This window comes from Peristeroidobacter soli (genome assembly GCF_004138485.1).
Classification (GTDB): Bacteria; Pseudomonadota; Gammaproteobacteria; order Steroidobacterales; family Steroidobacteraceae; genus Steroidobacter; species Steroidobacter soli.
Map to the genome: position 1 here is coordinate 927217 of NZ_RYEV01000004.1, position 23816 is coordinate 951032.

The 23816-nt window shown below is 63.8% G+C and carries 2 protein-coding genes; both read left to right on the top strand.

All coding sequences use genetic code 11. The annotated features are described in order from the left end of the window. Positions 1–26 precede the first annotated feature (26 nt). Positions 27–16991, top strand: coding sequence for an MBG domain-containing protein (locus EKO19_RS19640; RefSeq protein ID WP_129778136.1), 16965 nt, complete (start codon positions 27–29; stop codon positions 16989–16991). A 146-nt stretch (positions 16992–17137) separates the two neighbouring features. Beyond that, positions 17138–23809 carry an InlB B-repeat-containing protein gene (locus tag EKO19_RS19645; protein ID WP_129778137.1) on the top strand — a complete coding sequence of 2224 codons (6672 nt, stop codon included), beginning with the start codon at positions 17138–17140 and terminating at the stop codon, positions 23807–23809. Positions 23810–23816 lie beyond the last annotated feature (7 nt).

Here is a 23816-nt window from a genome sequence, read left to right on the forward strand (position 1 = left end):
GTTTACTCACAGCGGACGAGATTCATATGCGTGCGGCCATTCGAGACGACGCGGCTTCCCGGAGAAAGAAACATTCGACGGGCGTCGCTCGGCTGCATGCTGCCAGCGCCCTCTCGTTGGCCATCAAACTGGCATTGGGTACCGCCGCGTGGGCCGAGCTGCCCACCGGCGCCAACGTCATCAGCGGAGCCGCGAGCTTTCAGGAGCAGGCGAATCAGCTGACGATCACGCAGAGCACCGCGAAGCTCAACACGCAGTGGGAAACATTCAACATCGGCGCCGGCCAGCGCGTGCAGTTCGTGCAGCCCGGCACCGACAGCGTCGCGCTCAACCGGGTCGTCGGTAACAGCGCATCGAGCATCTTCGGGGCGCTGGACGCGAACGGCAAAGTCTTCCTAGTCAATCCGAACGGGATCGTGTTCGGTCAGAGCGCGCAGGTGAACGTCGGCGGACTCGTCGCCTCGACGCTCGACATTCGCGACAGCGATTTTGAAGCAGCCAACTATCGGTTCGAACTGAACAACGGCGCGCGCAACGGCGTCGCGAACTCCGGCGACATCACTGCCGGCAGCGTCGTGCTGATCGGCCCCTCGATCAGCAACACAGGAAACATTGCCACGCCCGGCGGCAACACCACGCTGGCCGCCGGCGAAAGTGTCACGGTCAGCCTGCTCTCCAATGGGCTCGTGACTGCACAGGTGAACCGCGGCGTCATCAATGGCCGCATCGACCACTCAGGCTCCATCGCCGCGGATGGCGGCGAGATCTCGCTGCAAGCGGGCACGGCCGATGCGATTCTCGACACCATCATCAACACCGAAGGCGTGTTGCAAGCCCGCACCGTCGAGACTCGCAACGGTCGCGTGTTGCTGAGCTCAGGCGCGGGCGGCACCACTTACGTCGGCGGCACGATCGATACCTCCGGCACCGCGAGCGGCGACACTGCCGGCAACGTCACCGCACTTGGTAAGAATGTCGCGGTCGTGACCAACACGACAATCAACGCGTCCGGTCCCGCAGGCGGTGGCACCGTGCTCATCGGCGGCAACTGGCAAGGCCGCGGTCCGGAATACAACGCTGATGCCGTCGTCATGGATTCCACCGCGACCATCGATGCGAGCGCCACCGAGCAAGGCAACGGTGGCACGGTCGTGTTGTGGTCGGATGAGTACACCAACTTCAAGGGCAACATCGCCGTGCGAGCTGGGGATCTCGCCGGCGATGGAGGTCGCGTGGAAACTTCGAGCGCGGTCAACCTGCAAGTCAACGGCCTGGTCGATGCCCGGTCCCCGCTCGGCATCAACGGCGAATGGTTGCTCGATCCCGCCGACATCAACATCACCACCAGCACCAGTGGTGGCAGCTTCTCCGGCGGCGATCCAACCGTCTTCACTGCCACGGGCGGCAGCGCCAACGTGCTCAACACCGACATCAACGCGGCGCTGAACCTCGGCACGAACGTGACGATCACCACGACGAGCCCGGGTGGCAATCCCGGTTCCATCAGCGTCTTGAGCCCGATCACGAAGTCGAGCGGCGCCCGCTCCACACTGCGGTTGAATGCACACGCCTACATCGGCGTCTCCGCCGCCATCACATCGAGTTCCGCGTCGAGCCCCCTCGATGTCGTACTGAACGCACGTCAGACCGACGGAGCGACGGGCAACATCGACGTAGCGGCCGCAATCACTACGCGAGGCGGCAACATCACCATCGGCGGTGGCAGCGCGACTGGCGATGGTTACGCCGTCGGCAGCGGCCGTGGCATCAACATCATGGCTGCCTCTGTGCTCGACGCCGGCGGCGGCGACATCACTTTGCGCGGCAGAGCCAACACGGGCAACGGCATCGAGTTCTCGAGCGGTGCGGAATTGAGAACCAGCGGCACCGGCAACATCACGCTCGACGGTGTCGCGGCCGCGGGCGGCACGCACGGCGTGTTCATGACGGCCAATAACAAACTCACGACGGACGCCGGCAACATCACCGTCACCGGCAACTCCGCCAGCAGCACTGCCGGCAGCGCCGCCGGCATCGGCTGGACTTACGGCACATTCACGACCGGCACCGGCAGCATCAACTTCACCGGCACCGCGACCGCTGCAGGTGTGGGCCTGGTTCGCGAAAGCTCCCCGACCAATGCCACGACGTTCGTTTCCACCGGCGGAGGAAACATTTCTCTCACCGGCCGGGCGACCGCGGGGACCGGCTATCAAGGGATTCAGTTCGTCGATGTCGGCGCGGTGAGTATCACGACCAATGGTGCCGGCAGTGTCACTCTCACCGGTCAAGGCGGCTCGGCGTCGTACCTCGGGCAGCAGTCGGCAATCTCGACGTACAACGGCACCGTGTACGCCCCCGTCACGCTGAGCAGCGGCACCGGCGGCACCCTCGTGACCGGCACCGGCAGCACCAATGCCAGAAGCCTCACTATCAACAACACCAGCAATTTCAATTCGACCGGCGATGTGACCATCAACGGCAACTACGACATGAGCACGCTGCCCAATGTCAACGCGGGCGGCAATGTCGTCGTGGCGACGACCGCCGGCGTGATCTATGGCACGGCATCGAGCGTTACAGCGAATGGCAACGTCACCATGACGTCGGGGCCGACCAATGGGCTCTACACGCCGGCCATCACCAAGGACGGCGCCGGCACCATCACTCTCACCGGCGGCACGATCCTGTACATCAACGGTGCGATCACCAAAACCGGTGTCGCCGACGCGACCTTGCTGGCGCGGGCCGGCACCAACATCGATTTCTCGGGCGGTGGCAGCATCGTCACCGGCCCGACCGCGGGCCAGCTGGATGTCACGATCAACAGCCGCTATCAGGACTACGTGGCCGGCTATGTCCGCCTCGGCAACATCAGCACTAACGGCGGCGACGTGATCGTCGTCGGCGGCTCCAGTGGCAACGGCTATGCCATCAACTCCAACGGGCACAGCGTCTTCTTCTCGGCCAACAACAACCTCATCGACGCCGGTGGCGGCAACATTCTCATCAAAGGGGCCGCGACCGCCAGTTACGCAGGCATCAACACCGTTTACAGCAATGTCGAGGTGCGCACCTCCGGCACTGGAAACATCACCCTCGACGGCACCACCAACGCCGGCACCAGCTACGGAGTTCTCCTGACCAATACTCCGAAGCTCACGGCCGCTGCGGGTAACATCACAATTACCGGCGCGACCACGGCTGCGACCGACGGCTACGCCGTGAGCCTCTCCGGCGCAACGATCACGACCACGACTGGCGGCATCTCGATCACCGGCACCGCGGCTGGCGTCGCCGGAGGTATCACTGCAGCGACCACGACCATCACTTCCACCAGCGGCGACATCGCAATCACCGGTCGCGCCGCGAGCACGGGTTATCAAGGCATCGTCACGACTGGCACCGGTGCGGTCAACGTAACCACAGGCGGCGCCGGCAGAGTCACGCTGACTGGCGAAGGCGGCGCGGTCGCCGGCACGCCAGGCATCAAGGCGCCGATCGTCTTCAAGAGCTCCGGTGGAACGGTCACGCCAGTGACGATCACCAGCGGTACCGGCGGTATCGGCGTCACTGCGACCGGCGTCGGCACGCCCGACTACGCCTTGTACGCCGACAACACTTCCGCTTACGTGTCCACCGGAACAGTGGATATCACTGGGGATCGCGCACTCAACAACGTCGGCAACGTCACTGCCGGCGGCGCGGTGACGATCAAGAACACGCTCTCCGGCGTGGTCCAGTTCAACTCCATCACCGAAACCGGCTCGGCCGACATCAGCGTGACCGGCATCGCCGATGTCATCAGCATGAGCGGGTCGATCACGCGCAGCGGCGCGGGGCCCTCGAATGTGCTGTTACGTTCCAACACGAACGTGAACATGGCGAACCCGATCACGGCGGCCGCCGGGACCGGCGCATTGAATGTCACAGTAACGGCCCGTGCCACGGACGGCACCGGAAACGTCAACGTCGGCTCCATGACGACGCGCGGCGGCGATATCTCATTGGGTGGCGGCAGCACTGCAGGCGGTGTGGCCAATCGAGTCAACATCAACAACGCAGCCGTCGTCGATGCCGGCGGAGGAAACATTTCCGTGCGAGGCAACGGCCTCGGCAACTCCTATGCGGTTCTGATCTATCCGAACGCCGAGCTGAAGACCAGCGGCGCGGGCAACATCGATGTCTCGGGCATCATCGCCAGCGGCTCGGGCACCGGTGTGTATCTGGACACGGGCTCCAAACTCACGTCGGATGCCGGCAACATCACCGTCACCGGTACCTCGCCCGGCTGGATCGGCGTCGTTCTCACCAACGGCACCTACACCAGCGGCAGTGGCAATATCACTATCACCGGCACCGGCGGCGGCACGAGCAACGGTCTGCAACGTAGCAGCAGCACGCTGGCCACGACGATCACCTCGACCAGCGGCAACATCAGTCTCACGGGCCGCTCACCCGCCGCTGCCGTCGCCGGCGTGTTGGTCGCGGGCACCGGCGCGCTGACCGCGACCACCGGCGGCACCGGCAGTGTCACGATGATCGGTGAAGGCTCGGGCACCAACGCGTCGCTCTATCAAGGGGCCATCGCATTCACCGACGGTACGAACAACGCGCCCGTCACACTGACGAGCGGCACCGGCGGCACCATCGTCACCGCGACCACGCTGGGCGCGAACGCCAAGAGCATCCTCTCCAACTACACCAGCAGTTTCATTTCGACGGGCGATGTCACGGTGACCGGCGATCGGGACATCTCCGGACTTCCCGCCGTGACCGCGGGCGGCAACATCACAGTAACCTCGACGCTCGGCTCGATCATCACGGCAGCCATCACCAAGAATGGCGCCGGCACCGCCACCGTAACCGCCGCCACGAATCTGTTCGTTCAGGGCGTGATCACCAAGGCCGCCGCGGGCGACGCGACGATGTTGCTGCGAGCCGGTGGCAACATCGATTTCGCGAGCGGCGGCAGCGTCATCACCGGTCCTACCGCTGGCAAACTGGATCTCACGCTCAACAGCCGATACACGGACGGTGCCACGGGATTCATTCGCCCCGGCTCGATCTCCACGAACGGCGGCAACGTTTTGCTCGTCGGCGGTGCCGGCGGCACTGGCAACGCCGTCGCCGCAGCTGGCGGCAATGCCATCGTGGCCGCGGGCACCATACTCATCGATGCGGGCGGTGGCAACATTCTCGTGCGCGCCACCGGTGGTGGTAGTAGCGGCAATGCCATCAACTTCAATTTCGCCGGCTCTGAACTGCGCACCTCCGGGACCGGCAATATCGACCTGCTGGCCACCAACAACGCCAGCAGCAGCACCGCCATCAAGTTCGCGGCCAACACGAAACTCACCGCAGCCGCGGGCAACATCACCGTCAACGCGACGTACACCAACGCGACCGATGGCAACGCGTTCTATCTACTCGACAGCACCATTTCGACCACGACGGGCAATATCTCGATCAACGCCACAGCCACTGGCGTGGCCGGCGGCTTCTATCGAGCCGCCACGACCAGCGCAACCAATATCACTTCCGTCAGCGGCGACATTTCGCTCACCGGCCGCGCCGGCACGACGGGCTACGCCGGCATCGCGACCGAGAGCACGGGCCTGTTCAAGGTGTCCACCGGCGGCACCGGAAAAACCACGTTGATTGGCGAAGGCGGCGCGGTCGCGCCCTCCGCCCTCGCCATCAAGGCTCCGATCATTTTCAAGTCGCAAGCTGGAGTGATCACGCCCGTACAGATCGCTGCCGGCAGCGGCGGCATCAGCGTCACCGCGACCGGTGTCGGCACACCCGACTACGCCCTCTACGCCGACAACACATCGACCTACATTGCGACCGGACGCGTCGACATCACCGGCGATCGCGCACTGACCAACGTCGGCAATGTCACTTCGCAAGGGGGCACACGGATCCAGAACACGCTTTCGGGCGCGGTGAATTTCAATTCCATCACCGAGACCGGCTCGGGCGACATCGAAGTGTTCGCCATCGGCGATGCCCTCAGCACGACCACTGGCAATGCCATCTCCCGCACCGGCGCGGGCCCATCGAATCTGCTGATCCGTTCGAACGCGAACGTGAATGTGTCAGTCCCGATCAGCGCGGCGGCCGCGACCGCCCCGCTCACGGTCACGATGAAGAGCCGCTACGCCGATGGCACGGGTTACGTCAACGTAGGCAATATCACATCCCGCGGCGGAGATGTCCGGCTGGGCGGCGGCAGTGCCGCTGACGGCTACGCGAGCGAGGTCTATCTCATCGCCAGCCGCACCATCGATGCCGGCGGCGGCAATGTCTGGCTGAACGGCAACGGCGGTTCCTCCGTGCCATCGATCTATATCGATGCCAGCTCGGAAGTGAAAACCAGCGGCGCCGGCAACATCGATCTGTTCGGGACCGGGTTGGGAAGCCAGGTCGCCATCAATTTCGAAGAAGGCGCCAAGCTGACTTCGGATGCCGGCAACATCAATGTCACGGGCACCTCTGTCAACTCGGCGAGCATCCGTTTCCGCGGCGGCACATTCACCAGCGGCAGCGGCAACATCACTTTCACTGGAACATCCACCGGCACCGGCGCCCCGGTCACTCGAACCTCGGTCGCGACCGTCACCACGTTCACCTCCACGAGCGGCAACATCTCGCTCATCGGTCGCTCGCCAGCCGCAGCCAGCTTCGGCTTGTTCTTCGGCGGCGCCGGTGCGGTGAATATGACGACCGGCGGCGCAGGCGCCATCACGTTGACTGGCGAAGGCGCGGGCAGCAGTGGACTTGCCTATCAGGCGGCCATTGGATTCTACGATGGCTCGGTCTACACCCCCGTCACACTGACGAGCGGCACCGGCGGCACGACTGTCACTGGCACCACGCAAGCGGCGGGTGGCAGGAGCCTCTATGCCAACGCCACTGGCGGGTTCAACTCCGCCGGCGATGTCACGGTGACCGGCAATCGCGACATGTACGTCGTCCCCAACCTCTCGGCCAGCGGCAACATCCTGGTCGATACCGTCGCCGGTCACGTCGAAACCGGCACCATCACCAAGAACGGCGCGGGCACGGTCGCCGTCACCTCCGATTCCGGCAACTTGACCGTCGGCACCGTCACCAAGACCGGCGGCGGCGATGCCACGGCGACCTTCAAAGCCATCACCGACGTGATCGTCAACAGCAGCTCGAGCTTCGTGACCGGTCCAACGGGCGGCCGTTTGAACGTCCTCATCAACAGCCGCTTCACCGATGGTTCGGTCGGCAACATCTATCTCGGCCCCAGCACCACGAATGGCGGCAACATCACACTCGTGGGCGGCTCGAGCGGCAACGATTACGCGATCGGCTCGACGCACGGCATCCTGTTCTACGGCGGCGCACTGATCGACGCCGGCGGTGGAAACATTGTTGCGAAGGGCAGCTCGTCCGGCTCGCTCGGCAACGGGATCAGCATCGCGGCCAACGCGGAAGTTCGCACCTCCGGCACGGGCAACATCACGCTCGATGGTATCTCCGGCACCGTCGCGGGCGGCGCCAGTGGTTACGCCGTCAACCTGAACTCCGGCAGCAAGATCACCGCCGCCGCAGGAAATATCCTGGTGACGGGCAGCACCACCAACACGGCGAGCACCAACTTCAGCGGCATTCGTCTCTACGACGGCACCATCTCCTCCACGACCGGCAACATCACGTTGACCGCCGTATCGACCGGCGCGGCACGCGGCTTTCTCAGAGACATCACTTCGGGCGCAACGAACATTACTTCCACGGGCGGCAACGTCAGCATCAGCGGTACTTCGGCGGCGACGTTGGGATATCAAGGCGTGCAGCTCCTGGGCACCGGCGCGTTCAATGTGACGACCACCGGCGCGGGCAGTGTGTCTTTGTACGGTCAAGGCGGCGCGGTCGCGCAGAGCTCGACTCAGGCGGCGATCTCTTTCTGGGACGGCACGAACTTCCCTGTCGTCACCTTGAGCAGCGGTACTGGCGGCACGACGGTTAGAGGTCAGACGACCTCGGCCTCGGCAGTCAGCATCTATAGCAGCAACACCGTCGGCCTCTTCAGCTCGACCGGCGATGTCACCGTGACCGGCGACCGTCAGATCATGACGCCCACCATCACGGCCAACGGCAACATCCGAATCGAAAACGAAACCGTCAACCCGCTGTCGCTGGGCGCGATCAACAAGATCGGCGCCGGCACCGTCAACGCCACGACGTCGGGCAGCATCACCATGTACGGCACGGTGACCAAGAGCGGCGCCGGCGCTGCCACGCTGACCTACCGGGCCGATGGCAGTATCAACATGTACACCAGCAGCAGTGTCGTGACGAACGCGGGTGCCGGCGAGATCGACGTGCTGCTCAACTCACGTTACCTTGGCAGTGCGACCAGCGGCACCATCGTCATCGGCAACACCAACACCAACGGCGGTGATGTCACATTGGTCGGCGATGTCGGCGGCGCTGGCGCGGCAGGTCAGATTTCGGTGCAGGGCTCGTCGCTCGTCAACGCCGGCGGCGGCAATATTCTGATGCGGGGCGCTCTGAATGGCGGCAGCTTGGTCAACGCCATCGTTCTGGGCACCTCCGTGGAGTTACGCACGTCGGGCACGGGCAACATCGATCTGGATGGCACCGTCACCGCCAACAGCAGCGACGCCATCTATCTCTACACCGGCAATAAACTGACCGCCGAAGCCGGCAACATCACAGTGAAGGGGCGCAAGGTCAGCGCCCCCGCGGCGGCGGCGATTCGCATGGGTGGCGCCACTGTCACGACGACCACCGGCAACATCACGTTCGACGGCCAGGGCGACAGCACCAACGTCGGCTTCTCACGCAACGACAGCGTTGCCACGAACATTACGTCGACGAGCGGCAATATCAGCATCATCGGCCGCGCCACCACGGCAGGGACCAGCTTTCAAGGCATCCTCCTGCAAGGCACCGGCACCACGACGATCAGCACCGGCGGCACCGGCAAGGTCTCGTTGATCGGCCAAGGCGGCGCGGTCTCGAACGGCGGTGTCAAAGCGACGATCGCGTTCGGTGTTCCGGGCACACCGTCACCGGTGGCGATCACCGGCGGCAGCGGCGGCATCTCGATCACGACGACCGCCGTCGGTACACCCGACTACAGTTTGTACACCGCCGACTCCAGCGTGACGAGCTACACCGCGACCGGGCCGGTGGAAATCATCGGCGAATATGCGTTGGATGGAGTCGGCAACGTCACGTCCCGGGGCGGCACGACGATCAAGACCACCATCGCCGGCCTGATCAATTTCAGATCCATCACCGAGACCGGCTCTGGAAACATTCTGGTCGACGGTCAAGGCAACATCACCAGCGCCGGCAGCATCACTCGGAGCGGTACCGGCCCCTCGAATGTAGTGTTGCGCTCCACCGGCACCGTGAACACCACCGGTGCAATCAGCGCCGCCGTCGGCACAGGGGCGCTCGATGTCACAATGACCTCGCGTACGACGGATGCCGCGCTCGGCTATGTGAGATCCGGCAACATCACGACGCGCGGAGGAAACATCACCATCGGCGGCGGCAGCGCGACCGGCGATGGTTATGCGGCGGGCGGCACCGTCGATGGCTATCAGACGCCGACCAGCGGCACGCTCGATGCCGGCGGCGGCAACATCACGATCCAGGGTCGTTCCAGCACCCAGTATGGCGTGACGCTGCTCGACAGCTCGCAGCTCATCACCGCCGGCACGGGCACCATCACGCTCGTCGGCCAATCCAGCAACAACCCCGGCGTGCGCTTCGCCCCCACCACTCGCGTGCAGACAGCGGACGGCAACATCTCCGTCACGGGTACGGCGCTCGGCACATACGGCGGCATCAACATCGAGGCGCAGTTCAATGCCGTCGCCACTGGTGCCGGCAATATCTCTTTTGTCGGCACGGCTGCCGGCGCCAACGGTAACGGCATCCTTCGCTTGAACACGACCGCCGCGACCACGATCAGCTCCGGCACCGGCAACATCTCGCTCACTGGCCGGTCTCCGAATACAACCACCGGCTTCATGGGCATCCTCACGCTCGGCACCGGTGCCTTCAACATCACCACCGGTGGCGCGGGTGCCGTCACGCTTTTTGGCGAAGGCGGCGGAACGGCTTATCAAGGCTCGCAGGCCGCCATCGCTTTCACGGCCGACGCAGTTGGCAGCACGCCGGTGAGCATCACCGCCGGCACGGGCGGCATCAAGGTGGACGCCAGAGCCACGGGTGCAAGCACGATATTCGGCTACTACGGCAACAACGTGACGATGAACACGACGGGTCTGGCCGACATTCAATCGACCATTTCCATGCAAAGCGGCGGCTCGATCACCGCCGGCGGCGGTATCAAGATGAATACCGTCTCTGGTTCGCTGGTCGCGCCGACGCTCACGGCAACGGGCGGCGACATCTACGTCGGCTCGCCCACGTCGACGACCCGACTGGTCAACGTCACTCAGAGCGGAACGGGTCGCACCGACCTGTTCTCCGGCGGCAGTCTGCAGATTCAAAATCCGGTCAGCTCCACAGCCGGCGGGGCTATCACGCTCACCGCCACCGCCTTCAGCATCACCGGCACCGTCGGCGGCAACGGCGCACTGACGATGCGAACCTATAACGTCAACGGCACACTCGGCGTCGGCGACAGCGCGACTGGCACGACACTACTCGCCTCCACCCTGTTCTCCGGCGGCTCGCGACGCATCCTCGATGGCTTCAGCTCCATCACCATCGGTCGTGACGACGGCACGGCGGCGCTCAGCGTCGGCACCGCGACCTATACCGATCCGGTGAACTTCATCGCGACCGGCACGGGCGGCACGATCAATATCATTGGCACGGCGACCAGTACGGGCAACGACATCCTCGCGCGCGCGACCGGCGACGTGACTTTCTCCTCGACCGGTGTGCTGAGTGGCGGGAACGTTTACGTCGCCAGCGACACCGGCAACTTCATCAACAACCGTGGCGCGAGTGCCATCGCGGCCACCGGTCGCTGGATCGTTTATTCGAACACGCCGGCCGCGAACACTTACGGCAACCTTGTAAGCGGCCAGAAGGCCGTGTGGAACGGCAGCTACTCGACCCGTGCGCCAGCGACGATTCCCGCCGGCAATCGTTACGTGTTCCGCTTCGCGCCGAGCGCGTTCGGCACCTCGCCGGTGACGCTCACGAAGATCTACGGCGAGACTGTGGCGTCGGCGTCAGCGGATGTCACGCCGTACACGAATACTTTCGGCGGCATGTGGGTGGCCGATACTGCCGCCGATGTCGGCGTCGGCTCGGTGAGCCTGGTGTCGCCGGGCCTCGGCGCGCTGGCAAACGTCGGTACCTATGCATTGGACACCGACGCCATCGGCTACACGAGCTCCGGCTACAGCGCCAATCTTCCGGCCGGCTCGACATTGCAAGTCGATCCACGCGCCATCACGGTGACCGCGCAGGCCGATTCGAAAGTGTACGACGGGACGACCACCTCGTCCGCCGTGCCGTTGCTTACCAGCGGCAACCTGGTCAACGGACAAACGGCCACCTGGGTACAAACATTCGACAATCGTAACGCCGGCACGAACAAGACACTGACCGCGTCCGGCAGCGTCGCGGATGGCAACGGTGGCAACAACTACGCCGTGACGTTCGTGCCGAGCGCGGCCGGTGTGATCACGCAACGTGCCATCACGATCGTCACCACGAGCGGACAAGGGAAGATCTACGGCACCGACGATCCGGCCTCGGCGGCGAGCGCCTATTCGATCAGCACGGGAAACCTGGTGAGCGGCGACACGCTTGGCGGCAGCATCGGACGGCTGGCCGGAGAGAGTGTCGGCTCGTATGCGTTCACTCAAGGCTCAGTGGGCGTGGCCGATGGCAACTCCGGCAACAACTACGCCGTGACGTTCGACGGCTCGAGCCACCCGTTCGCCATCACGCAGGCCTCGCTCACCGTCAGCCTGCCGAATCAGACCAAGGTGTATGGCGCCGACGATCCCTCGCTCGCCAGCATCACACCGACCATGAGCGGCGCGGTCAACCGCGCTGTGACGGATCTCAACGGCAACGTCACAAACATCGACGACCGCGCGGCGACCTCTGTTTCCTTGACGAGCCTCACTCGCGAGATCGGCGAAAGCGTCGGCACGCGAGCGGTCACGGGCGTGACGTTCAGTGCATTGTCGGGGTCAGCGGCCAGCAACTACACCGGACCGACTCTCTCCGGCTCGCCGGTGCTGACGATCACGCAAGCGCCGCTCAATGTGAGCATCCCGAATCAAACCAAGGTGTACGGCCAGGACGACCCGTCGCTTGCCGGCATCATCCTGAACATCACCCCGGTCAATCGCACCGTCTCGACGTGGAATGGCAGTGTGGTCGTCGATGATACGGCCAACCTCAGCACCACGCTGTCCACATTGTCGCGAGCGGTCGGCGAGGACGTCGGCACCTACGCTATCAACGCTACGCTCGCGTCGCTCGGCGGAAGCTCCGCCGGCAACTACGCCGTCACGCTCACAGGTTCACCGCAACTCACAATCACGCAGGCGCCGCTCACCGCCACGCTGTCGAGCATCAGCAAGGTCTACGGCGATGCAGATCCATTGCCGTCGGCCGTCTCTGTAACGTTGGGCGGCGTCGTGCAACGATCTGTTGTTACCTGGAACGGCGCGGTCGCCATCGACGACAGCTCGCGAGTGGGCGCTTCGCTGACGGCGTATGCTCGTGCGCCAGGCGAAAACGCTGGCACATACTCGGTCACGGGTGCGACGATGAGCGCATTGACCGGCGCGAGCGCGGGCAACTATTCCACACCCGCCCTCGCCGGCTCCCCGACCTTCGTCATCTCACAGCGCGCGATCACGATCTCCGCGCAAACCGATACGAAAGTCTACGACGGCACACCGACATCGAGCGTCACACCGACCCTCACGGCAGGCACGCTCGCGACCGGCGACGCGTTGACCGGCTTGGCGCAAAGCTTCGACAGCAAGAACGCCGGCAATCGCACACTGGCGGTGACACCAGGATATGTGCTCGCCGACGGCAATGGCGGCAACAACTACACCGTGACGTTGCTGACGGCCGCCGGCGTCATCACGCCGAAGGACCTCACTGTCACAGCGACAGCGAACGACAAGGTCTACGATGGCACGACGCTGGCGACCGGCAATCTCAGCGCGCTCACCGGCATCATCACCAACGACGATGTCACATTCGGCGGAACCGCGTCCTTTGCGTTCGCCGACAAGGACGTCGGCACCAACAAGCCGGTGACGGTCAGTGGCATCACGTTGTCGGGTGTCGATGCCGGCAACTATCGAGTCAATTCGACGGCCGCCACCACGGCCTCGATCACCCAGGCGTCGTTGATCATCACCGCAACGAATGCATCCAAGGTGTATGGCGATGCCGATCCGGCGCTGACCTACACCTACACCGGCCTGCAAGGAACCGACACCGCCGCGGTGTTCACCGGCGCACTCGGCCGTGCCGCGGGTGAGAACGTGGGAACGTATGCCATCACGCAAAACACACTCTCCGCCGGCGGCAACTACGCGGTGACATTCAACAGTGCCAACCTGCTCATCACGCCGGCGCAGTTGACGGTCACGGCGAACCCATACTCGAAAGTCTATGGCGATGTCGACCCGACGTTCGGCTATGTGGTCAGCGGCTTCAAGAATGGCGACACTGCATCGGTCATCAGCGGCGCTCTGGCACGCACGACGGGAGAAAACGTCGGCACCTACGCCATCAATCAAGGGTCGCTGTCCGCGGGGAGCAACTACACGCTCGCATACACGCCGAACAATCTCACGATCACAGCGCGCGCAATCACCATTTCCGCGCAGACGCAGAACCGAGTCTACGACGGCACGCCGAACTCGAGCCTGACGCCCACCATCACCTCCGGCGCGCTCGCAGGCAGCGACACGCTGACCGGGCTGACACAAAGCTACGACAGCAGGAACGCCGGCAATCGCACGCTGACCGTGAACTCCGGATATGTGCTCAGCGATGGCAACGGCGGCAATAACTACGCCGTGACATTGCTGACCGCGCCTGGCGTGATCTCGCCGAAGGACCTCACCGTGACGGTGAGTGCTACAGACAAGGTTTACGATGGCACGACGCTCGCCAACGGCAGCATCGGCGCACTGAGCGGCATCATCAGCGGCGACAATGTCACGACCGGCGGATCAGCCTCCTTCGCGTTCGCCGACAAGAACGTCGGCAACAACAAGCCTGTCACGGTCACCGGAATTCTGCTCACGGGCACGGACGCGGCCAATTATCGGATCGACCCGACCGCCACCACCTCGGCGTCGATCACGCCCGCGGCCTTGGTCATCACCGCGGCGAATGTATCCAAGGTCTATGGCGATGCCGATCCAACGCTGACGTACACCTACACCGGCCTGCAAGGCACGGATAACGCCAGTGTATTCTCGGGCGCACTCGGTCGGGCCGCCGGCGAAGATGCGGGAACGTATGCCATCACGCTCAATACGCTCTCCGCCGGCGGCAACTACACGCTGAGCATCAACAGCGCGAATCTGCTCATCACGCCCGCGCAGCTGACGGTCACCGCAAATCCGTACTCGAAGATCTATGGCGACGCCGATCCAACGTTCGGCTACGTGATCAGCGGCTTCAGGAATGGCGACACGGCCTCGGTGGTCAGCGGCGCACTGGCGCGCACGACGGGAGAAAACGTCGGCACCTACGCCATCAATCAAGGAACTTTGTCTGCCGGCAGCAACTACACGCTGGCCTACACGCCGAACAATCTCTCGATCACGCCTCGCAACCTGGTCGTCACAGCCACGGATGCGAGCAAGGTGTACGGCGACGCCGATCCGCAGTTCGCCTTCACTCATGGCACGCTCTACAACGGCGACACTGTCGCGATCTTCAGCGGCAATCTGACCCGTACAACCGGTGAGAACGCGGGCAACTATTCGATCACGCAAGGAACATTGTCGGCGGGTTCGAACTACACAGTGCAATACACCGGCGGCCAGTTCAGCATCACGCCGCGAATGCTGACGATCGTTGCCGACGCGCGAGGCAAGGCGATCGGCGATCCCGATCCGGCGCTGACCTTCGCACATGGCACCCTGGTCAACGGCGACACCGAAAGCATCTTCACCGGCGGCCTGACGCGCGCGCCTGGCGAAAGCCTCGGCACTTACGCGATCCTGCGGGGCACGCTGTCCGCCGGACCGAACTACACCATCGACTACACCGGCAATCAGTTCGACATTCTGGCCGGCTTGCTCGTGATCAACGCCTACGCCCAGACGAAAGTGTATGGCGACACCGATCCGGCACTGACCTACAGCGTCAGTGGCCTGCGCAATGGCGACACAGTCTCAGTGCTCAGCGGCTCGCTGACGCGCGATGCCGGAGAGAACGCCGGAAGCTACGACATCAATCAAGGCACACTCAGCGCCGGCAGCAACTATGGCATTCGTTACTACGCCAGCAGCCTGACGATCACGCCCAGGAATCTGGTCGTCACCGCGGATGCCGCCACGAAAGTCTACGGCTCGACGGATCCAACGCTGACCTACACCTATGGAACGCTGGTCAACGGCGACACCGCCAGCGTGTTCACCGGCAGCCTCGGTCGCGCGGCTGGCGAGAACGCAGGCACTTATGCGATCGGTCAGGACACGCTGTCGGCCGGCGGCAATTACAACGTGCAATTCACCGGCAACGATTTGACGATCACGCCGGCCGCGCTCACAGTGAGCGCCGACGCGCAAAGCAAGATCTACGGCGAACTGGATCCGACGCTGACCTATTCCTACCAGGGTCTGGTCAATGGCGATACCGACGGCGTGTTCAGCGGCAACTTGCAACGCCTCGCCGGCGAAACCGTCGCGGGCGGCCCGTATGCGATCGACCAGGGAACGTTGTCCGCCGGACCCAACTACACCATCAGCTACACCGGCAACGCGCTGAGCATCGTCCCGCGCACGCTGACGGTCGGCATCATCGACAACATCGTCAAGGTCTATGACGGCACCACCGCCCTGCCCGAGGGTTTGAATGCGCTTCAGTGGAGCGGACGGCTCGGCAGTGACGACATCGACGTAACGGCGACACTGGCCTTTGACAGTCGCAATGCGGGCCGACGGACCATCGACGTTTCGAATCTCACGATCAACGGCGCCGACGCCTCGAACTACGTACTCTCGACTCCGACGCTGACCGGCAGCGGCTCGATTCTCCAGCGCGCCATCACGGTCGCGGCGCAGACCGATACACGAACCTATGACGGCAGCACGAACTCCGGTGCGACACCGAGCATCGTAGTGGGCTCGCTCGCGGCCGGCGACACGGCCAACTGGGTACAAGCGTTCGACAACCGCAACGCCGGCACCGGCAAGGCACTGACACCGAGTGGTGAAGTCGCCGATGGCAATGGCGGCAACAATTATCTGGTCAGCTTTGTCTCGAGCCACGACGGTACGATTCAAGCGCGCCCCATCACGGTAAGTGCGCAAATGGATATGAGAGATTACGACGGCACCACGCGCTCGTCGCTATTGCCAATCATTACCGAAGGTGAGCTGGCCGTTGGCGACACTGCGAACTTCAGCCAGCATTTCGATTCATCGCAGCCCGGCACGAATCGAATCATTCTCGCCGACGGTACCGTCGTGGACGGCAACAACGGCGGCAATTACCTCATCACGTTCCTGTCGAACGCCAACGGCATCATCGTGGCGCCGGAACAGCTTCCCAACGGCAATCTGCCCTCGGTGATCGATGGCATCCGCGACAGCACGCTGGTGAGCCTGCAGCAGCGGGCGGTCGAACGCTCCGCTGTAGCGTCCAGCCCCCAGCAAACAACCAGCATGCCCAGCTGTCACAGCCCGCGGGCAACGATCGACGTGATTCGCCTGCCCGCCGAACGAGTGGAAGCGCGCACGTCAGTGTCTGCTGGCGGTTGTCGCGTGCAGTGATCGCGCCGACCTGGCGCGATCTCATGCCTTTTCGCACGGTCCTCGCATCGCTGATGACAATGGTCACATATCGTGTTTCACCTGCAGTATTGCGCGCACGCGGGGTAACGTCATGAAACCTTAATTCGTGAGTGGCGGAAACAACGATGGATCGCAAGACTCACCTCGCATACATCCGCCGTACGAATGTGACATTCGCCACGTGGTTGCGCTTCCTGTTCGGCGCGCTGTTACTGACGATGTTCGCCGCCCGGCTGCAGGCCGCGAGCATCCAGGTCACATCGACCGCCGATTCGGGTGCCGGCACGCTCCGCCAGGCGCTCACCAATGCGGCGGATGGCGACACCATCTACTTCGCCGCCGGCCTCAACGGCCAGACCATCGTGCTCGCCTCGGACATCAACCTGTCCGGCAAGAGCGTGACCGTCGACGCCATGGCATTGGCCACCGGCGTCACCATCGACGCGGTCAATGCCTACACCCTCACTTTCACCGGCGCCGACCGCACGCTGCGTTTTCGCGGCGTGAATTTCTACCGCTGGCGCATGGTCGGCAATCCTCAGACCCTGATCGTCCTCGACTACTGCAACTTCACCGGCACCGCCCGGAATCTGCTGTACGGCTGGGGCGGCGTCCTGTACTCGGCAGGCAATGTCACGATCCGCAACTCCTCGTTCTACGACAATCACATGACCCAAACGCAGGGCGGCGTGCTCGGCTTCGGCGAGGAAGGCACCGTCAACATCACCAACACCACCTTCTACAACAACAGCTCGACCTTGAGCTTTGGCGGCGCCATCTACATCCAGTCGCCGAAGAAGCTGGTGTATATCAGCCATTCCGCGTTCATCAACAACTCCATGACGGGAAGCTCCACCAGCGCCGGCGGCGCGTTTCGCATGGATGGCTCGAAGGCGTTCATCCGCAACACCATCTTCTGGGGCAACAGCGACGAACCTGCCGGCATCGGCACGGACAATTTCTCGGTGAACTCCGGCAGCGTGGTGTCCCAGGGCTACAACATCATCGCGTCCGGTACCGGCATCACGCTGGCCCCCACCGATATCACTGGCAATCCAGCGCTGGGGGCGCTGGCCCTGAACTCCGCGCGGACCTACACCTCGGTCCCAGGCGACAATGGATCTGCCGATCTCACGCGCATTCCCGCCGGGACCAATGGCTGCAGTACCACGCCCGATATCGATCAACGCGGCCTGGCGCGAGGCCAGGGAACGGGCGGCTCCTGCACGATCGGTCCGATCGAGCTGAATCTGTCCGGCAGCGCTGCCTCCAGCGTGCCGCGAAACCGCACTCTCTCGGTCCTGTCGGATACCTCGTCCGGCACCGTCGTCTCATCGCCCGCCGGCATCAATTGCGGCAGCACCTGCTCCGTCTCCACCACCGAGCAGACGGCCACTACCTTGACGGCCACTCCGAATGCCAGCATCTACACAGTACGCTGGACCGGCTGCGACTACATTCCGAGCACCAATGTTTGCGTCGTGACACCGACTTTCGGCGACTCGGATATCACGGCCCGCTTCAGCGGCACCGCGCTCGATTACAACAACCTCACCTTCGATGAGGGCGCGGCCAACGACGGCAGCGTCACCGGCAGCGCCGTCATCACGCTGTTTGGCGATACGTTCACCGGCAACAACGGCGACAACCTGGTCGCATTGAGCAAGGTTACGTTCACCAACGTTCCCGCCGGACTGACGCCGGTTGTGACTCGTAACAGCGCCACGCAGGCCACGTTGACTTTCACCGGCAACGCGACGGCGCGTACCGCCGCGGCGTCAGTGCCGAATGTCGGCGTGGCGTTCCAGAACTCGGCGTTCACTGGCAATGTCGCCGCCAACGTGGCGAATTCGACCCGCTCGGATATCTCGATACGGTTCAGCGATCCCAACCTGTCGTATTCGCCGCTGCTCGTGTCCGAGTCCTCGTCCAACGACGGCTCCGTGCTCGAGACCATCAACGTCACTTTGTTCGGCGACACGTTCGTGTCCAACCTCGCCGGCCTCTACACGCCCGCCAACGTTCCTGCCGGACTGACCATGGTGGTGGAGCGCAACTCGGCCACGCAGGCGACCATCTATTTCACCGGCAACGCCGCCGCGCACGCCGATGCCAACACCGTCAGCAACGTTCGCGTGACCTTTGCCAATGGCGCATTCACCGGGGGCAGCGCGGCCGGCATCACCCAGTCGACCTCGCCGAATCTCACGATCCGGTTTTCGACGTCGACGCCGACAGCGCTGCGCAGTCTCGCCTATTCGCAGACCGCCTTCTCCGAAGCCCCAGCCAACAACGGCACCATCGTGGACACCGCGACGCTGGCGCTCTACGGCGATCAGTTCACAGGCGTCACGGGCGAGGATCTGGTGGACACCGGCAAGGTGCTGGTGACGAACGTCCCTGCGGGCCTGACGGTTCGAGTGCGGCGTGCCGGCATCACCACGGCGACGCTGTCCTTTGCCGGCGCCGCGACCAATCACACCGCGGCCAATTCGATCGCCAATCTCGGCATCATCTTCCTCGACAAGGCCTTCGTCGGCGACGACGCGAGCCTGGTCAGCAACACGGTGCGCAGCGACCTGGCGATCAACTTCCTCAACCCGCCGTTCTTCGTGGTGAGCACGAGCATCAGCGGCGACGGCTCGATTTCCCCGAGCAGCGCCAACGTCGTACCCGGCAACACCCAGGCCTTCACCGTCACGCCCAATACCGGTTCCAGCATCGGTACCGTGACCGGCTGCGCCGGCTCGCTGGTCGGCAATACCTATACCACCGGCCCGATCAATGCCGCGTGCACGGTCAATGCGACTTTCACGACGAACAATTACACCGTAACCGCCACCGCCGGCACCGGCGGCACAATCAGTCCCGGCAGCACGACGTTGCCTTACGGTAACGCCACTAGCTTCACCGTGACACCCAACATTGGATACTCGATCAACACGGTGACGGGTTGCAACGGCAGCCTGGTCGGCAACACCTACACCACCGACATCATCGTAGCTGACTGCGCTGTAAACGCTACGTTCTCGATCAATACATTCACGGTGACAGCCAATGCCGGCACGGGCGGCACGATAAGCCCCTCCAGTAACGTCGTGAACTACGGCGACGTGACCAGCTTCACCGTGACGCCGTCGACCGGATATAGCATCGGCACCGTCACTGGTTGCGGCGGCTCGCTCGCTGGCAATACCTACACCACCGGTACGATCACAGGGGCATGCGCAGTCAGCGCCAGCTTCACGCTCAATAGTTATACGGTAACGGCGAGCGCCGGCACGGGCGGCACGATCACACCGCCGAGCACGCCGGTGAATCACGGCTCGACGACGAGCTTCACTGTTACTCCGTCGACGGGCTATAGCATCGGCACCGTCACCGGTTGCGGCGGCTCGCTCGCCGGCAGCACCTACACCACCGGCACGATTACCGGCGCATGCTCGGTCAGCGCGACCTTCACATTGAATAGTTATACCGTGACCTCGAGCGCTGGCACGGGCGGCACGATTACACCGCCGAGCACGCCAGTGAATCACGGCTCGACGACGAGCTTCACGGTCACGCCAACAACGGGCTACAGCATTGGCACCGTCACCGGTTGCGGCGGCTCGCTTGCCGGCAACACCTACACCACCGGCGCGATCACCGGCGCGTGCGCAGTGAGCGCAACGTTCACGTTGAATAGTTATACGGTGACAGCAAGCGCCGGCACGGGGGGCACGATCACACCGCCGAGCACGCCGGTGAATCATGGCTCGACGACGAGCTTCACCGTTACACCCACGACGGGCTATAGCATCGGCACCGTCACTGGTTGCGGTGGCTCGCTCGCCGGCAACACCTACACCACCGGCACCATTACCGGGGCGTGCGCAGTGAGCGCAACGTTCACGCTGAACAGTTATACGGTGACAGCAAGCGCCGGCACGGGCGGCACGATCACACCGCCGAGCACGCCGGTGAATCACGGCTCGACGACGAGCTTCACGGTCACGCCAGACACCGGCTACAGCATCGGCACTGTTACCGGTTGCGGTGGCTCGCTCGCCGGCAACACCTACACCACCGGCACCATTACCGGGGCGTGCGCAGTGAGCGCAACGTTCACGCTGAACAGTTATACGGTGACAGCAAGCGCCGGCACGGGCGGCACGATCACACCGCCGAGCACGCCTGTGAATCACGGCTCGACGACGAGCTTCACCGTCACGCCGTCGACCGGATACAGCATCGGCACGGTCACCGGCTGCGGTGGCTCGCTCGCCGGCAACACCTACACCACCGGCACGATCACCGGCACTTGCACGGTGAATGCAACGTTCACACTGAATAGCTACACCGTCTCGGCGAGCGCCGGCACCGGCGGCAGTATCACTCCAGCCAACTCGTCGGTGAGCCATGGTTCGACGACCAACTTCACCGTCACACCCTCAACGGGCTATAGCATCGGCACCGTCAGCGGCTGCGGTGGCTCGCTTGCCGGCAACACCTACACCACCGGCACGATCACCGGCACTTGCTCGGTGAACGCAACGTTCACACTCAATAGTTACACAGTGTCGGCAGCGGCAGGCACGGGTGGCACCATCACTCCACCCAGCAGCTCGGTGAGTTACGGCTCGACGATCAACTTCACCGTCACGCCAGACACCGGCTACAGCATTGCCAGTGTCACCGGCTGCGGTGGCTCGCTCGCCGGCAACACGTTCACCACTGACACGATCACCGGCGCCTGTAGCATCAGCGCCGCGTTCGTACTCAACAGTTATGCGGTGACTGCGACACCCGGCCCCGGCGGCTCGATCAGTCCCGCCAGCGTTCCAGTGAACTTCGGCACGACAGCGACGTTCACGGTCACACCCGACACCGGCTATAGCATCGACAGCGTCACCGGCTGCGGCGGCTCGCTGAGCGGCAACAGCTTCACGACGGACACGATCACCGGCGCGTGCGCCATCAGCGCCACGTTCTCTCTCAACAGCTATGCGATCACGGCGAGCGCTGGCACGGGCGGCACCATCACACCGTCCAGCACGCCTGTGAATTACGGCAGCACCACCAGCTTCACCGTCACACCCGACACTGGTTATGACATCGATACGGTAACGGGTTGCGGCGGTTCGTTGAGTGGCAACACGTTCACCACCGACACCATCACCGGCGCCTGCGCAGTCAACGCCACCTTCGTGCTGAAAACCTATCCGTTGAACAGCGTGGTCGCGGGCGGCAACGGTACGGTGACGCCGACGAACATCACGGCGACTCACGGGGACAACATCGCGTTCACGCTCACGCCCGACACCGGCTACAGCATCGGCATGATCAGCGGCTGCGACGGCACGCTCATCGGCAACACGTATACGACGGATCCTGTCACGGGTCCGTGTACGGTCGCAGTGAGTTACACACTCGACACTCACCCGATCACCGCGACCGCCGAGGAACATGGCTCGATCAGCCCGACCAACGTGACGGCAGGCTACGGCTCGGAACATACATTCATCATCACGCCCGAATCGGGCTATTACATCAGCACGGTCACCGGCTGCGGCGGCACGCTCGATGGCGACGAATACACCACTGCGCCGATCACCGGAGCTTGCGCCATCACGGCGAGCTTCACACAAATCCTGCACATGGTCAGCGCCACCGCCGGCGTGGGCGGCACGATCAGCCCGAGCGAAACACCAGTGCCTGAAGGCGCGACCACGGTATTCACCGTCACGCCCAATGCGGGCTATGGCATCGAAAGCGTCACGGGCTGCGACGGCGGGTTCGACGGCGATGTCTATCGGACCGGACCGATCATGGATCAGTGCGCAGTCACCGCTACCTTCACGCAAAACACGTATGACGTGCAGGCCAGCAGCGTGGGCAGTGGCACAGTCTCGCCGACGCAATCGACCATCATCCATGGCGACAACGCGACGTTCCGACTGTCGCCCATGCAGGGCTACGGAATCGGTGAAATCACAGCCACGGGCTGCTCCGGCACGCTCAACGAGGACGACACGTACGTAACCGCGCCGATCACCTCGCCTTGCCAGATCACCGTGAGCTTCATCCCCACCGCCGATGTCGTAGTCACCAGTCGCGGCGGCGGCGGTTCATTCGAATGGTTGACGATGGGAGTGCTGCTCATGTTCGTACTGATCCGCCGACGTTCCCGCTTCGGCCCGCCGCTGGCGCTGGTCGTATGTTTGCTCGCCACGCAGGCCCAGGCGCAGGACCGGGACTGGAGCGTCGTCTACTTCGGCGGCCAGCTCGGACGCGCTTCGACCGACATCGATTCCGAGCAGGTCGCGGCCAGAATGGCCGAGCAAGGCATTCCCGGCACGCCGACCGTCGATGGCGCCGACCGCAAGGCCTGGCGACTGTTCGGCGGCTATCGGTTCAACGACTGGCTGGCCGTCGAAGCCGGCTATGTGAACCTCGACAAGATCACCACCAAGCTCACCGGCATCGGCGCGGTGCAGTTCAGCGACATTCGCGACGTGCTGCCCATCTCCGGCGACGGCGGCGAAGTGAAGATGTTATTGAGCTACTCGTTCGCATCGCGCTTCCGCGTGCATGCGCAGGCGGGTGCCTGGCGATGGAGCAGCAAGTACAAAGTGACCACGGTCGATGGCGGCTCCACCAACCACAAGATCGACGGGGTCGACATGACCTACGGCGCGGGCATCGAGGCCGCCATCAACCGCAAATGGCGCGCCCGGCTCACCTGGGACAATTACAAGACGGACGATGAAGATGCGTCGGTGTACATGATCGGGTTGATCCGCGAGCTGCGCTGACCGCCAG

Excerpts from the sequence above, each read along its gene's own strand:
- EKO19_RS19640 (WP_129778136.1), top strand. The coding sequence starts at position 27 with ATGCGTGCGGCCATTCGAGACGACGCGGCTTCCCGGAGAAAGAAACAT.
- EKO19_RS19645 (WP_129778137.1), top strand. The coding sequence starts at position 17,138 with ATGGATCGCAAGACTCACCTCGCATACATCCGCCGTACGAATGTGACA.